This window comes from Ottowia sp., from assembly GCF_035325765.1.
Lineage (GTDB): Bacteria > Pseudomonadota > Gammaproteobacteria > Burkholderiales > Burkholderiaceae_C > Ottowia.
Map to the genome: position 1 here is coordinate 1 of NZ_DAOKZG010000026.1, position 12,488 is coordinate 12,488.

The following is a 12,488-nucleotide window of genomic DNA, read 5'->3' on the forward strand; positions in this document are numbered from 1 at the left end:
GTCTCGGGGCTGCCGAACATGACGCCGATCTTCATGCGGATCTGGTTGATGAAGATCACCGTGCAGTTGGTCTTCTTGATGGTGGCCGTCAGCTTGCGCAGCGCCTGGCTCATCAGGCGCGCCTGCAGGCCAGGCAGGCTGTCGCCCATGTCGCCCTCGATCTCGGCCTTGGGCGTGAGCGCCGCCACCGAATCGATCACCACCAGGTCGATGGCGCCCGAGCGCACCAGCGAGTCGACCACCTCGAGCGCCTGCTCGCCGGTGTCGGGCTGGCTGATCAGCATGTCGGACAGCCGCACGCCGAGCTTTTCGGCGTAGCCGGTGTCGAGCGCGTGCTCGGCGTCGATGAAGGCGCAGGTGCCGCCGAGCTTCTGCATCTCGGCGATGACCTGCAGGGTCAGCGTGGTCTTGCCCGAGCTCTCGGGGCCGTAGATCTCGATCACGCGGCCGCGCGGCAGGCCACCCACGCCCAGGGCGACGTCGAGCCCGAGCGAGCCGGTGGAGACAACCTGGATGTCGGCCACCTGCTCGCCTTCGCCCAGACGCATGATGGTGCCCTTGCCGAACTGCTTTTCGATTTGCGCCAGTGCGGCCTGCAGGGCCTTGGCCTTTTCGGCCTTGTCGGCAATCGCCATGTCCATGATTTTCTCCTTGTTGATCAATGGGTTGCCCTGGTCGATGGCAAAACCCTGGATGCCTGAACAGGACTGTATATCAATCCACTTGATGAGCACAAGCCATTATCAAGTCAGTTTGACTTACTATATGACGATGCCTAACTTGACCGATGACCGTTGGCGCCAGAGCCACCTGGGCCGGTCGCTGGGCCATGCCCTGCGGCGCTTCGACGCGCGCGTGCTGCAGCTCATGGCACGCAGCGAGCAAGCGCCGCTGGCGCTGTCGAACCTGGCAGCGCGCGACCAGGTGGGGGCGGCGCACATCCACATCACGCGCCACCTACCGCTGACGGGCGCGCGCCTGACCGAACTGGCGGCCTGGGCCGGCATGACCAAGCAGTCCATGGGCCACCTCGTCGACCAGTGCGAAGCCTGGGGCCTGGTGACGCGGGAGCCGGATCCGCTCGATGCGCGCGCGCGCCGCATCGCCTTCACACCGCTCGGCCTCGACTGGCTGGCGGCCTTCCAGGCTGCGGTGGCGCAGGCCGAGGCCGAGTTTCGCGCTGCCGTCGGTCCCGAGGTGGCGACGGTGGTGGCGCTCGGGCTGGAAATCTACGGCAGCGGGGCGTAGCTTGCCGCCCGAAGCTTCGGCAAAGCCACGGGACCGCCGGCCACGCCCAGGCGCGCTCCCGGCGACCAGCGTCAGGTAGCGGGTCGGTACAGGCTCAGTTGCAGCCGCTCGCGGGCCATAGCGCGTCCGACGGCCGGCACCTGGGCCGTGCGCTGCACGTGGGCCCACAGCTCGGGCGTGTCTTCGGGGTCGATGCCGGCGATCGTGCCCCAGCGCAGCAGGGTCAGGGCGTAGGTGTCGAGGGCGCCGCAGTGCGCGCCGCCGAGCCAGTCGTGGCCCTCCGCGCGCGCCCGGCGCAGCAACCCCTGCAGCTCGTCCAGCAACTGGCGGTACTGGCCCAGCGCATGCGCCTTGATGGCCTGGCGCGCCGCCTCGTCGTCGCTGAACTTGAACGGCATGAATACATGGGTGAAGGTCGGATGCACGGTGTTGTTCATCCAGGCCAGGGTCTCGATGAAGCGGGTGCGCGCGAGCCGCTCGCGCGGGATCAAGCCGGCTTCGGGAAACAGCGCGTCGATGTGCAGCACGATGGCCACGATCTGCGTGATCACGGTCCCCTCGTCGACCAGCACCGGCACCTGGGCGCGCGGATTGACGGCCAGGTATTCCGCGCTGTGCTGCTCGTCCTTGTGCAGCTTGATCGCCACCGGCTCGAAGGTGGCACCGACCTGCTCCAGCATGCTGTGCGGCACGAACGAGCAGGCACCGGGCGCGTAGTAGAGCTTCAGGGTCATGGCCAGTCTCCCGGGCAGGGCATATGGGCGCAAGCATAGCGGACCCGGCCGCCGACGCAAACCGGGGCCCGCTCGCACGCCGCCGCGGCCAGATCGACCGATCCGCGGCGCGGTCGTGGCAGGCCCGCAGCGCGCCGTGCCCACGCCATGTGTCCGGGTGGCGGGCCCTGATCCGGCCGCTGGCTGCGAAACGCCATCAATCGCAGGGACGCAGCTCGCGACCAGCCAGCGGCAGCTCGCCCAGGCGCGCGCGCAGCTCAGCGTCGACGCGCGGCAGCCGCAGGATGTGCACCGGCGTGTCCTGGCGCTCCTGCACCACGCGCACGCCGCGCACGCCCTTGCGCTCCTGTTCGACCAACGCCCGGTCGGCCGACTCGCGCGTGGCAAAGCGGCCCAGCGACAGGCCGGGTTCGAGCGCCGCCCCCGGACGATCGACGCCGACCCCGAGCTCGCGCAACTCCCCGCGCTTGCCGGCCACGGCATCGGCGTCGGCGAGGGGACCGAGGTAGACCATCCAGCGTCCCGGCAGCTGGCTGCCCTCCAGACGCCAGCTGCCCGGCGGCCAGCTCGCGGCCGCGCTGCGCAGGGCGTCGGCTTGAGGCGCGTCGAACGGGCCCGCCTGCAGGCAGGCCGTGCTGCCCGCCACCGGCGCGGGCGCCGGCGCCGGGCTGACGGGGGGCGTCTGCGCGGCAGGCGTTGCAACGGCCACGGGCGCCGATCCTTGTTCGCCACGGCCAGGTACCGGACGTGGCGCGGGTCCAATGGACAGCGACTGCGGCAGCACCTGACGCGCCAGGCGATCGGGCTCGGCGGCGGTCTCGGGTGCGAGCCCGATCTCGCGCAGCCAACCCTCGGACCAGGACCAGAACGCCAGGTTGGCGAGCAGCAGCAGGACCACCAGGTGGCGCAGCGTCATCCCCCGGCCCCCGGTGTCTCGGGCGCCGCCATCGGGCGCACGCTGACCTCGGCGCTGCGCACCTCGCGCAGGCCCTGCGGCGTGCGCACGCGCAGGGCGCCGTCGGGCGCCAGGCCGCAGGCCTCGCCCTGCGTGCCATCGGACAGGCGCACGCCCTGCCCGGCCAGCACGTCGCGCGCCGCGTAGCGGGCCAGCAGCGGCGCGAAGCCGACCCGCTCGAAGGCCTGGACGGCCTGCACCAGTGCCGGCGCGATGCGCAGCAGCGCATCCGGCGCGCCGATGCCCGGCAGCAAGGCCTGCAGGCCCGCCGGAGCGGTGGAGAACCCGGCGTCAGCCGGCACCTGCAGGTTCAGGCCGACGCCGATCACCACCACGCGCGCGCCATCCGGCGCCGGCCCACCGGCGGTCTCGACCAGCACCCCGGCCAGCTTGCGCCCCTGCCACCACAGGTCATTCGGCCACTTCAGCCCGATCGCCGGATGCAGGCTCTCGGCCACCGCCAGTCCGGCTGCGAGCGACAGGCCGGACCAGTCCCTGGGTGCCAGCGGCAGGCCGAGCGAGAAGCTGAGCGCCGCGCCCGGCGCGCCGCTGTCCCAGGCGCGACCCAGGCGCCCGCGCGCCGCGTCCTGGGTTTCGGCCACCAGCAGGGTGGGCGCCAGCGCGCCGGCGCGCACGCGGCGCATCAACTCGGTGTTGGTCGAATCGATCGTGGGCACGATCTCGACCGCGAGGCCGGGCCACAGGGCCGCGAGCGACGCGGTCAACCGGGCCCGGGGCCAGTCGAGGCGCAGCGGCTGGGTCATGGCGCCCCGGAGCCGCGGCGCCGCTTGCGCGGCGGCGCCTCGGGCTCGAGGCCGCCCGTCAGCAGGGTGCCGCGACAGTTGCGACTGCCGCAGCGGCAGGCAAACTCGGCCTTGAGCTCGTCGGTGAGCGGCTCGTCGATCACCAGGCCGTAGTCATAATTGAGTTCTTCGCCGGCGCGGATGGCGCGGCGGGCCTTGATGAAGATGCGGCCATCCTGCTCGTCGGCGACGCAGTTGGGCTGGCAGCTGTGGTTGATCCAGCGCGAGGCGTTGCCGCCGTGCAGGGCGTCGATGACGCGGTCCTCGTCGATGTGGAAGTAGAAGGTGTGGTTCGGGTCCTCGGGGTCGTGCGGATGGCGCCGCTGGGCCTCGTCCCAGCTGATGACCTCGCCGACGTATTCGATGATGCGCGTGCCGCGCGCCATGTCGACCAGCGCGAACACGCCCTTGCCGTGCACGCCGGAACGCCGCACCTGGATGCGCCGGCCTGCCGGACGCACGGGCGCCGCGGCCGCGGCAGGAAGGGATTTGCGCGTCATGAAAAATCTTTGCTATCTTGAATTCATGCACGTGCGCGCGCAGGCGCGCGAGGACACCGGATTCTAAAGAGACTCATGAAGACACTGGTCATCGCCGAGAAACCCTCGGTCGCGCAGGATATCGTGCGCGCCCTCACGCCCGTGGCGGGCAAGTTCGAAAAGCACGCCGATCATTTCGAGAACGCGGACTACGTCGTCACCAGCGCCGTCGGCCACCTGGTCGAGATCCAGGCGCCCGAGCAGTACGACGTGAAGCGCGGCAAGTGGAGCTTTGCCCACCTGCCCGTGATCCCGCCGCACTTCGATCTCAAGCCCGTGGAAAAGACCAAGGCGCGCCTGGCCGCCGTGGTCCGGCAGGCCCGGCGCAAGGACGTGGGCACGCTGGTCAACGCCTGCGATGCAGGACGCGAGGGCGAGCTGATCTTCCGCCTGATCGAGCAGTACGCGGGGGGCGGCAAGCCGCTGGGCAAGCCGGTACGGCGCCTGTGGCTGCAGAGCATGACGCCGCAGGCGATCCGCGACGGCTTCGACCAGTTGCGCAGCGAACAGCAGATGCAGGGCCTGGCCGACGCGGCGCGCAGCAGGAGCGAAGCCGACTGGCTGGTCGGTATCAACGGCACGCGCGCCATGACGGCGTTCAACTCGCAGGGTGGCGGCTTCTTCCTGACCACCGTGGGGCGCGTGCAGACGCCGACGCTGGCGGTGGTGGTCGAGCGCGAGGAGCAGATCCGCAGGCACGTGGCGCGCCCGTACTGGGAGGTACACGCCCGCTTCGGGGCCGAGGCCGGCAGCTACGCTGGCCGCTGGTTCGATCCGGCCTGGAAGAAGGGCAGCGACCCCGACGCGCGCGCGGATCGGCTGTGGGACGAGCGCCTGGCGCGCCACGTCGCCGAGGCGGTGCGCGGCCAGCCCTGCAGCGTGCGCGAGGAGAGCAAGCCGAGCACCCAGCTCAGTCCGCTGCTGTTCGACCTGACCAGCCTGCAGCGCGAGGCCAACGGCAAGTTCGGCTTTTCCGCCAAGACCACGCTGGCGCTGGCGCAAAGCCTGTACGAACGGCACAAGGCCCTGACCTATCCGCGGACCGATTCGCGCTACCTGCCGCAGGACTACCTGGCCGTGGCGCGCCAGACCTTCGAGATGCTGGCCGGCGGCCACCAGCCGCACCTGGCGCCACACGCGGCCAGGGCCCTGGCCGAGGGCTATGTCAAGCCGACGCGCCGCGTGTTCGACGACAGCAAGGTGTCGGATCACTTCGCCATCATCCCGACACTACAGGAGCCGGGCGCGCTGTCGGAGGCCGAGCGCAAGCTGTACGACCTGGTGACGCGCCGCTTCCTGGCGGTGTTCTACCCGGCGGCCGAATACCAGATCACCACGCGCGTCACGACCGCGGTTCATGAAGGCGAAAGCTACAATTTCCAGAGCAACGGCAAGGTGCTGGTGCGGCCGGGCTGGCTCGCCATCTACGGCAAGGAGGCGGAGGGCGAGCAGGGCGAAGGCAAGGACGGCGCCGAGGGCAAGTCGCTGGTGCCGGTGCGGCCCGGCGAGACCGTGCACAACGAGTCGACCGAGGTCAAGGCCCTGCACACGCGTCCGCCCGCACGCTACACCGAGGCCACGCTGCTGGGTGCCATGGAAGGGGCGGGCAAGGCGATCGACGACGACGAGCTGCGCGAAGCGATGCAGGACAAGGGTCTGGGCACACCGGCCACGCGCGCGGCCATCATCGAGGGCCTGCTGGGCGAGAAGTACCTGCTGCGCGAGGGGCGCGAGCTGCTCCCCACGGCCAAGGCGTTCCAGCTCATGACGCTGCTGCGCGGACTGCAGGTGGACGAGCTCTGCAGCCCCGAGCTCACCGGCGCGTGGGAGTACAAGCTGGCCCAGATGGAGCGCGGCGAACTCGCGCGCGCCGACTTCATGCGCGAGATTGCCGCCATGACCGAACGCATCGTGCAGAAGGCCAAGGAATACGATCGCGACAGCGTGCCGGGCGACTACGTGACTTTGCACGCGCCCTGCCCCAACTGTGGCGGCGTGGTCAAGGAAAACTACCGGCGCTATGCCTGCACCGGCACCGGCGGAGACGGCGCGGGTTGCGGCTTTTCCTTCACCAAGATCCCGGGCGGACGCACCTTTTCGACCGACGAGGCCGAGATCTTCCTGCGCGACCGGCACATCGGCCCGCTGGAGGGCTTTCGCAGCAAGGCGGGCTGGCCCTTCAGCGCCGAGCTGGCCCTGGTGCATGACCCCGAGGCCGGCAACTGGAAGCTGGAATTCGACTTCGGCGAGGACGCGCGCGCCGAGCAGTCGGGCGAGCTGGTCGACCTGTCGCACGAGCCCGGCCTCGGCCCCTGCCCCAAGTGCGGCGCGCCGGTGCGGGCCTTCGGCAAGAGCTACGTGTGCGAGCGCAGCGTGCCCACCGCAGCACAGCCCGTGCCCAGCTGCGACTTCAAGAGCGGCCAGGTGATCCTGCAGCAGGCCGTCACGCCCGAGCAGATGGGCAAGCTGCTGGCGACCGGCAAGACCGACCTGCTGGAAGGTTTCGTCAGCCAGCGCACGCGTCGCCCGTTCAAGGCGCGCCTGGCCTGGAACGCGGACGAGGGCAAGGTCGGCTTCGAGTTCGAGCCGCGCGAAGGAGCGCGCAAGTTCCCGCCGCGCAAGAGCACCACCGCTGCGCCAGCGACCCGTGCCAGCGCGCCGGCGGCGGCCGCGAAGAAGATCGCCAGGCCGGCAACATCGCGCAAGAGCGTTCCGGCCAGTGGCGGCAAGGCGCCAAAGACCGAGAGGACGCCGCGCGCCGGCAATCTGCAGCCCAGCCCGGAACTCGCGGCCGTCATCGGCGCAGGTCCGTTCGGCCGCGGCGAGGTGATGAAGAAGCTGTGGGACTACATCAAGGCGCACGGCCTGCAGGACCCGCAGGACAAGCGCACCATCGTCGCCGACGCCAAGCTGCGGCCGGTGCTGGGCGCCGACCGCGTCGGCATGTTCAAGCTGGCGGGGATTGCGGGCCAGCACCTGCGCTGAGCCCGAGGGTCCAGCCCAAGGCAGCGCTGCCGCCGCGGCGCTCCGCCTTGCATCCCATCCCGATGCACGGCGCGCCGCATCGTGGGAGCTTGTTCAGCGCCGACCCGATTCGGCAGTTGGATGCACCCGCCAGTGCCGCCTTCGGGGTGCCAGGCAAGGGCGGGTGCTGCGGCTCCAAAGGCGCCTGCGCGCCTCAGGGGCGAGCGAACGGGTGCGGCCCTTGGCCGCGCCGCGCCCTGCCAGGGCGAGGAGACCGCGGACCGGTGTGCCGCGCGGTGGGCGACGTCGCCTGGCGCGCCCGCCACAGCACTGACGGGTGCGTCCAATCGCGCAGCTTCCAGGTTCAACCCAAAAGCGGCAGTTGATCGCTTGCCTTCTTCACGAGAGCCGCATGAACCTTGACTTCCGCTGCTTCGATCACCTCCACCTGGTGGGCGAGCGCGTCCAACTGCCGCTTTCAGGGCAACGCTGAACAAGTCCCTCGCGCGCTGCGCATCCCTGCCTGCGGCGGTCTGCGGCGTTGCAAATGCTCGCAATAGCTTCGGCTATTGCTGCGCTTCGCGCCTTGCATCCCATCCCCATGCAGGGTGCGCCGCATCACGGAGACTTGTTCAGCGTCGCCTTATTAGGCTGAATCCGTGCTGTCGGCGGGGGGTGCCAGCGCGCGCCAGGTCGCCAGCGCCAGGCACAGATCCTGCCAGGCCTTGGCCTTGTCGGGCAGAGCCCGCAGCAGATAGGCCGGGTGGTAGGTGACGATCACCGGGACGCCCTGGTACTCGTGTACGCGCCCGCGCAGGCGGCCGATCGGCTCGCTGGTGTTCAGCAGGGATTGCACCGCAAAGCGACCCATGGCCAGGATCACCCGGGGCTTGATCAGCGCCACCTGGCGGCGCAGGTAGTGCTCGCATTGCGCGATCTCATCCGGCTGCGGGTTGCGGTTGCCCGGCGGCCGGCACTTGATGACGTTGGCGATGTAGACGCCTTGCCAGGATCGCCCCGCGTCGGCCTCGCCAGGGTCGGCAACCGTGCCGGCGCGGCGCGACAGGCCGATGGCGGCCAGCATCTGGTCGAGCAGCTTGCCGGCCTGGCCGACGAAGGGCTCGCCCAGGCGGTCCTCGGTTTCTCCCGGCGCCTCGCCCACCACCATCCAGTCGGCCGTGCGGCTGCCGACGCCGAACACCGCCTGGGTGCGACCCGCGCACAGGCCGCAGGCACGGCAGCTGGCGACGGCTGCCTCCAGTTCGGCCCAGTCCATCGACTCGATGCCGGCTGGCAGTGGCGCCAGATCGGACGCGCCGGGTGGCACCCCCGTCGAGCCGGCACGTGGGCGTTGCGCCACTGCTCGCTCGGCTCGCTCGGCTGGCACGGCTGCAGCCGAGGCGCGCGCAGCCGGCACAGGCTGCTGCACTGGCGCGGGCCGCGGCGGCTCCGGCGCGGGCGCCACGGGCACCTGGCCGCGCGGCAGCCACAGCCGCACGCCCATTTCAGCCAGCATGGCGCGCTGGCGCGCGGTCAGGTGCAGGCTCATCCCCCTGCCTCGGCCAGCCGCAGGTTCATCACCACGGCGTCTTCGCGCACGCCATGGCCCAGCGGGTAGTAGCCTTTGCGCAGGCCCACCTGGGCGAATCCACGGCGCTGGTAGATCTGCTGAGCGCGTGAGTTGCTGGCGCGCACTTCCAGCCACAGCCATTCGGCCTGTTGACCACGCGCCCACAGCGCCAGGGCGTCCAGCAGCACCAGGGCCCAGCCCTGCCGCTGATGCGCCGGCGCCACGGTGATGTTGAGCAGGTGCACCTCCCGGAATCCGGCCAGGGCGATGAAGTAGCCGAGCAATTCGTCACCCGCCAGCAGGCACTGCGCCTGGTGTCCGGCCTGGATGCTGTCGCGCAGGTTGCCACGCGACCAGGGGTGGCTGTAGGCGCTCTGCTCCACCGCCAGCACGGCGTCGAGGCGCTCCAGCGTCATGGGCTCGAAGCGCGCTTCCAGCATGGTGAGCGGCGACGCGCACGCGGGCGTGCCTGGAATGGCGCTCATGTCGCAGCCGCTCCTGCACGCCCGGCACCGGCTGACGCCGGACAACGGTACAAGGCCGCTGCAGCGAAGGCGCGTGCGGGCCAGGAAGTCTTCATGGCGCCATCCGCTCCGCCGTGGTCAGCGCCACCTTGTCGCGCACATAGAGCGGCAGGGCCTGCTCGGGCGGCAACGCACCGCCACTCGCCAGCGCCGCCGGGGCCAGGCGCAGCAGGGCCTCGGCCGTGGGCATCGCAGCCAGTCGCGGCAGGGCCTGCAGCGGTGCCGGCAGGCGCGCGCCATGGACGGCGAAGGCGTTGCCGGCCAGCACCCAGGGCGCCGGCGCACCGGCCGGCAGGGTCAGCGCTTCGGGGGCGCATACCACGGTCGCACCGTGGGAGCTCCAGCCGGCCTCGGCGCTCCAGGACCACGCCGCGGCATAGACCTGGTCCATGCGCGCATCCAGCAGCGCCAGCACCTGCGTGCAAGCGTGCGCCTGGCGCGCATCCTCGGCCAGCGCCAGCAGTGTGTCGAGCGGCAGCACCGACACGCCGGCGCCAAAGGCCAGGCCCTGGGCCACGGCGCAGGCCGTGCGCAGGCCGGTGAACGAGCCCGGCCCGCGACCGAACACGATGGCGTCCAGCTGGGCCAGGGCCAGGCCCGCCTCGCCCAGCAGGGCGCGGATCGTCGGGATCAGCGTCGCCGAGGCCTGCGCGCCCGCAGGTCCGTCGGCCAGCCACTGGCGCGCGCCGGCGCGCACGGCCACCGACATGCGCTCGGTGCTGGTGTCGAAGGCCAGCAGCTTCATGATGGACGTCTCCGGACCGCGCCCGGCAGGGCCTGCTCGGCGGCGCCGGACGGCACGGCCGCGGCGCCCGCGCGCGGGCTGCCGGTGCGCACGCCAAACAGGATGCCCAGGGTCACCAGCGCCAGGCCCGCCGCCAGGTTCCAGCCCAGCGGCTCGCCGAGCAGAGCCACCGCGCCAAGCGCCGACAGCCCGGGCACCAGCGCCGTCAGCATCATCGAGCGCACAGGGCCGAACACCTGCACCATGATGACGAAGGTGATGCCGGCGATCACCACCACGCCGACGCCCTGGAACAGGGCCTGCAGCAAGATCTCGGCCAGCGGCGCCTGCGCCAGCCGCGTCGGAATCAGCCCCTGGCTGGACAGCAGCGCGTACAGCGGCAGGTAGGCCACGCAGGCCAGTGCCGTGATGGCCATGGTCGAATGCACCGGGTCGAGCCGGAAGCGCCGCACCAGCACCCCGTACATGGCCCAGCAGAAGCCGGCCAGCACGAAGATCAGGTCGCCCTTCCAGACCTCGCCCCCATCCAGCGCCGCCAGCAGGCTGGCGCCGCCCACCAGCAGGTCGCCGCCCGCGATGCAGGCCAGGCCAAGCACGCGCGCCGGCGTCAGGCGCTCGCCCAGCAGCGGCAGCGCCAGCAGCGCCGACCAGAGCGGGAGACTTCCCGGCATCAGCACCGACGCGTGCGCCGCGGGTGCAAAGAAGAAACCGGCATAGCACAGCACGGCGTACAGCAGGCCGCCGAACAGGCCGGTCGCCACGGTCTGGCGCAGTGGCACCGGCGACAGCCCGCCAAGCGAGGCTTGCGCACGCAGCGGCCGGCCCGGGCGCGTGAGCCACAGGCTCCAGGGCAGCAGCACCAGGCCGGCGCCGCCGATGCGCACCAGCGCCAGGTCGTAGGGCAGCAAGGTGTGCGCGGCCGAGGCCCGGCCGATGACGATGAAGCCGGTCCACAAGGCCACCGTGACCACGGCGGCCACGATGCCGACGGCACGCGAGGGTGTGCGCATGGGGCGATTATCGCGGTGCCGCGATGGCCGCGAAGCCGGACCCCTTCAGCGGGCCGGGTCGCTCAGGCCGGCTTCACTTCGGCCACAGCGCCCACAGGCGCAGCGGCTGCTTCAGGCGGCCGGCGAAGTCGCCGGCCTCCGGGCCCCAGCCGGCAAAATAGTCGGCGCGCACCGCCCCGATGATGGCGCTGCCGGTGTCCTGCGCCAGCACCAGGCGCTGGAGGTTGGCGACCGGGCCACTGGAGGCCAGCCAGACCGGCGTGCCGTAGGGAATGCTTTGCGGATCGACCGCGATCGAGCGCCCCGGCGTCAGCGCCACGCCCTGCGCACCGCGCGGGCCGAATTGCTGGTCGAGCGGCGTCAGTGCCTCCTCGCCGAAGAACACGACGCGCGGATTGCTCCACAGGAAATCCTGCAGGCGCCCCGGATTGGCGGCCAGCCAGCCCCGGATGCCGGGCCAGGTGGCGTCCTGGATCAGACCCTGAGCCAGCAGCCAGCCACCCGGGCTGCGGTAGGGCTGGTCATTGGTGCCGGCAAAGGACAGGCGCACCAGGCGCTGGCTGCCATCGGGCTCGGTCACGCGCACCCGGCCCGAGCCCTGGATCTGCAGGATCAGCGCATCCACCGGGTCGGCCAGCCAGGCGATCTCCTGGCCCGTCAGCTGGCTGCGCACCTCGGGCTGGGTATCGATCTCCTGCCGTGTGTACCAGGGTCGGCGCCGGGCCAGGCCGGGCGGCGGCCGGAAGACCGGCGTCTCGAAGCCGGGCTGGCGCTGGCGCGTGGCCTCGTACACCGGTTCGAAATAGCTGGTCAGCAGGCCGTCGGCAGAACCGGCCAGGGGCTCGATGCGATAGGGCTGCAGGCGCATGCGCATCCACTGGCGTTGCTCGCCCGGCGTCGCCAGCGACAGGCGTCGCACCTCGCCACACAAGGCCTTGAAGGCCGCGGCCGGGCGCTCGCAACTCTTGAGCCAGGCGTTCCAGGCCTCGTGGGTCGCGTCCTCCTCGAAGCCCGGCAGCTCGGCCCAACGCACCGGCACCCAGCGGCTGCGCGGGCGCTGCAGCGCCGGGCCGATGGGCGGACCATCGGGCACGTCCACCAGTGTTGGCAGCGGCGCCTCGGTGGGTGCGGGCGGCGCCGGGGAACCCGCCGGCGGCTTGAGCGCGCACGAGGCCAGCATTCCTACAATGGCCGCTGCGCCAATCAACCGGAATGCCCGTCTCATGACCTTGCTGCTGCTGGAAGCGCTGGGCGCGCTGCTGCTGTTCGTACTGCTGATCTGGTGGACCATGTTTTCAGGCCGCCGCAAGGGCGAGCTGCCGCCCGAAGCCTCGACCGAGAGCAAGCCGGAAGCGCCGGAAAGCGCTCCGAAATGACGCCGATTATGGGTCAAGCC

13 protein-coding genes are annotated in these 12,488 nt (G+C 71.3%); 3 read left to right on the forward strand and 10 right to left on the reverse strand.

Annotation, left to right across the window (positions count from 1 at the left end):
* The coding region (gene recA, locus PKA16_RS09740; protein ID WP_324402745.1) for a recombinase RecA at positions 1 to 641 on the reverse strand (641 nt) is incomplete at its 3' end.
* A 130-nt stretch (positions 642 to 771) separates the two neighbouring features.
* Here recA and PKA16_RS09745 point away from each other — a divergent pair.
* Positions 772 to 1,248 carry a helix-turn-helix domain-containing protein gene (locus PKA16_RS09745; protein WP_324402747.1) on the forward strand — a complete coding sequence of 159 codons (477 nt, stop codon included), beginning with the start codon at positions 772 to 774 and terminating at the stop codon, positions 1,246 to 1,248.
* Between the two features lie 71 nt (positions 1,249 to 1,319).
* Here the strand turns inward: PKA16_RS09745 and PKA16_RS09750 are convergent, their stop codons facing one another.
* The 4 genes from PKA16_RS09750 to PKA16_RS09765 all read right to left on the reverse strand — a co-directional run bounded on the left by PKA16_RS09750 (position 1,320) and on the right by PKA16_RS09765 (position 4,240).
* On the reverse strand, positions 1,320 to 1,982 hold the full coding sequence (locus tag PKA16_RS09750) for a glutathione S-transferase N-terminal domain-containing protein (protein WP_324402749.1): 663 nt from the start codon (positions 1,980 to 1,982) through the stop codon (positions 1,320 to 1,322).
* Positions 1,983 to 2,178: 196 nt separating this feature from the next.
* Positions 2,179 to 2,898, reverse strand: coding sequence for an SPOR domain-containing protein (locus PKA16_RS09755; protein WP_324402751.1), 720 nt, complete (start codon positions 2,896 to 2,898; stop codon positions 2,179 to 2,181).
* Positions 2,895 to 3,701, reverse strand: coding sequence for a biotin--[acetyl-CoA-carboxylase] ligase (locus PKA16_RS09760; RefSeq protein WP_324402753.1), 807 nt, complete (start codon positions 3,699 to 3,701; stop codon positions 2,895 to 2,897). Before PKA16_RS09760 ends, PKA16_RS09755 begins: the two co-directional genes overlap by 4 nt.
* Entirely contained in the window at positions 3,698 to 4,240 is a 543-nt protein-coding gene (locus PKA16_RS09765) for an SET domain-containing protein-lysine N-methyltransferase (protein WP_324402755.1), read from the reverse strand. Before PKA16_RS09765 ends, PKA16_RS09760 begins: the two co-directional genes overlap by 4 nt.
* Positions 4,241 to 4,315: 75 nt before the next feature.
* Here PKA16_RS09765 and PKA16_RS09770 point away from each other — a divergent pair, with 75 nt between their 5' ends.
* The gene (locus PKA16_RS09770) at positions 4,316 to 7,264 is read left to right on the forward strand and encodes a DNA topoisomerase III (RefSeq protein WP_324402757.1); all 2,949 of its coding nucleotides are present in this window, start codon (positions 4,316 to 4,318) and stop codon (positions 7,262 to 7,264) included.
* A gap of 625 nt (positions 7,265 to 7,889) precedes the next feature.
* On the opposite strand, the gene PKA16_RS09775 is transcribed toward PKA16_RS09770, so the two are convergent.
* The 5 genes from PKA16_RS09775 to PKA16_RS09795 all read right to left on the reverse strand — a co-directional run bounded on the left by PKA16_RS09775 (position 7,890) and on the right by PKA16_RS09795 (position 12,383).
* Complete coding sequence (locus PKA16_RS09775; RefSeq protein ID WP_324402759.1) at positions 7,890 to 8,792, reverse strand: uracil-DNA glycosylase; 903 nt, start codon at positions 8,790 to 8,792, stop codon at positions 7,890 to 7,892.
* Positions 8,789 to 9,298, reverse strand: a complete 510-nt coding sequence (gene rimI / locus PKA16_RS09780) for a ribosomal protein S18-alanine N-acetyltransferase (protein WP_324402761.1) — start codon at positions 9,296 to 9,298, stop codon at positions 8,789 to 8,791. Before rimI ends, PKA16_RS09775 begins: the two co-directional genes overlap by 4 nt.
* 91 nt (positions 9,299 to 9,389) lie before the next feature.
* On the reverse strand, positions 9,390 to 10,082 hold the full coding sequence (gene tsaB / locus PKA16_RS09785) for a tRNA (adenosine(37)-N6)-threonylcarbamoyltransferase complex dimerization subunit type 1 TsaB (RefSeq protein ID WP_324402763.1): 693 nt from the start codon (positions 10,080 to 10,082) through the stop codon (positions 9,390 to 9,392).
* Positions 10,079 to 11,092: a DMT family transporter gene (locus PKA16_RS09790; protein ID WP_324402765.1), complete on the reverse strand. Its 1,014-nt coding sequence runs from the start codon at positions 11,090 to 11,092 to the stop codon at positions 10,079 to 10,081. The genes tsaB and PKA16_RS09790 overlap by 4 nt, the downstream gene beginning before the upstream one ends.
* A 73-nt stretch (positions 11,093 to 11,165) precedes the next feature.
* A complete protein-coding gene (locus PKA16_RS09795; RefSeq protein WP_324402767.1) occupies positions 11,166 to 12,383 on the reverse strand; it encodes an MltA domain-containing protein in 1,218 nt (405 codons plus the stop codon).
* On the opposite strand from PKA16_RS09795, the gene PKA16_RS09800 reads away from it, so the two are divergent.
* Positions 12,316 to 12,468, forward strand: a complete 153-nt coding sequence (locus tag PKA16_RS09800; protein WP_324402769.1) for a hypothetical protein — start codon at positions 12,316 to 12,318, stop codon at positions 12,466 to 12,468. The genes PKA16_RS09795 and PKA16_RS09800 overlap by 68 nt on opposite strands.
* Positions 12,469 to 12,488 lie beyond the last annotated feature (20 nt).

Coding starts and splice junctions, on each gene's coding strand:
- PKA16_RS09765 (WP_324402755.1), bottom strand. CDS start 4,240: ATGACGCGCAAATCCCTTCCTGCCGCGGCCGCGGCGCCCGTGCGTCCG.
- PKA16_RS09800 (WP_324402769.1), top strand. CDS start 12,316: ATGACCTTGCTGCTGCTGGAAGCGCTGGGCGCGCTGCTGCTGTTCGTA.
- rimI (WP_324402761.1), bottom strand. CDS start 9,298: ATGAGCGCCATTCCAGGCACGCCCGCGTGCGCGTCGCCGCTCACCATG.
- PKA16_RS09790 (WP_324402765.1), bottom strand. CDS start 11,092: ATGCGCACACCCTCGCGTGCCGTCGGCATCGTGGCCGCCGTGGTCACG.
- PKA16_RS09770 (WP_324402757.1), top strand. CDS start 4,316: ATGAAGACACTGGTCATCGCCGAGAAACCCTCGGTCGCGCAGGATATC.
- PKA16_RS09745 (WP_324402747.1), top strand. CDS start 772: ATGCCTAACTTGACCGATGACCGTTGGCGCCAGAGCCACCTGGGCCGG.
- PKA16_RS09750 (WP_324402749.1), bottom strand. CDS start 1,982: ATGACCCTGAAGCTCTACTACGCGCCCGGTGCCTGCTCGTTCGTGCCG.
- PKA16_RS09755 (WP_324402751.1), bottom strand. CDS start 2,898: ATGACGCTGCGCCACCTGGTGGTCCTGCTGCTGCTCGCCAACCTGGCG.
- PKA16_RS09760 (WP_324402753.1), bottom strand. CDS start 3,701: ATGACCCAGCCGCTGCGCCTCGACTGGCCCCGGGCCCGGTTGACCGCG.
- PKA16_RS09795 (WP_324402767.1), bottom strand. CDS start 12,383: ATGGTCCACCAGATCAGCAGTACGAACAGCAGCAGCGCGCCCAGCGCT.
- tsaB (WP_324402763.1), bottom strand. CDS start 10,082: ATGAAGCTGCTGGCCTTCGACACCAGCACCGAGCGCATGTCGGTGGCC.
- PKA16_RS09775 (WP_324402759.1), bottom strand. CDS start 8,792: ATGAGCCTGCACCTGACCGCGCGCCAGCGCGCCATGCTGGCTGAAATG.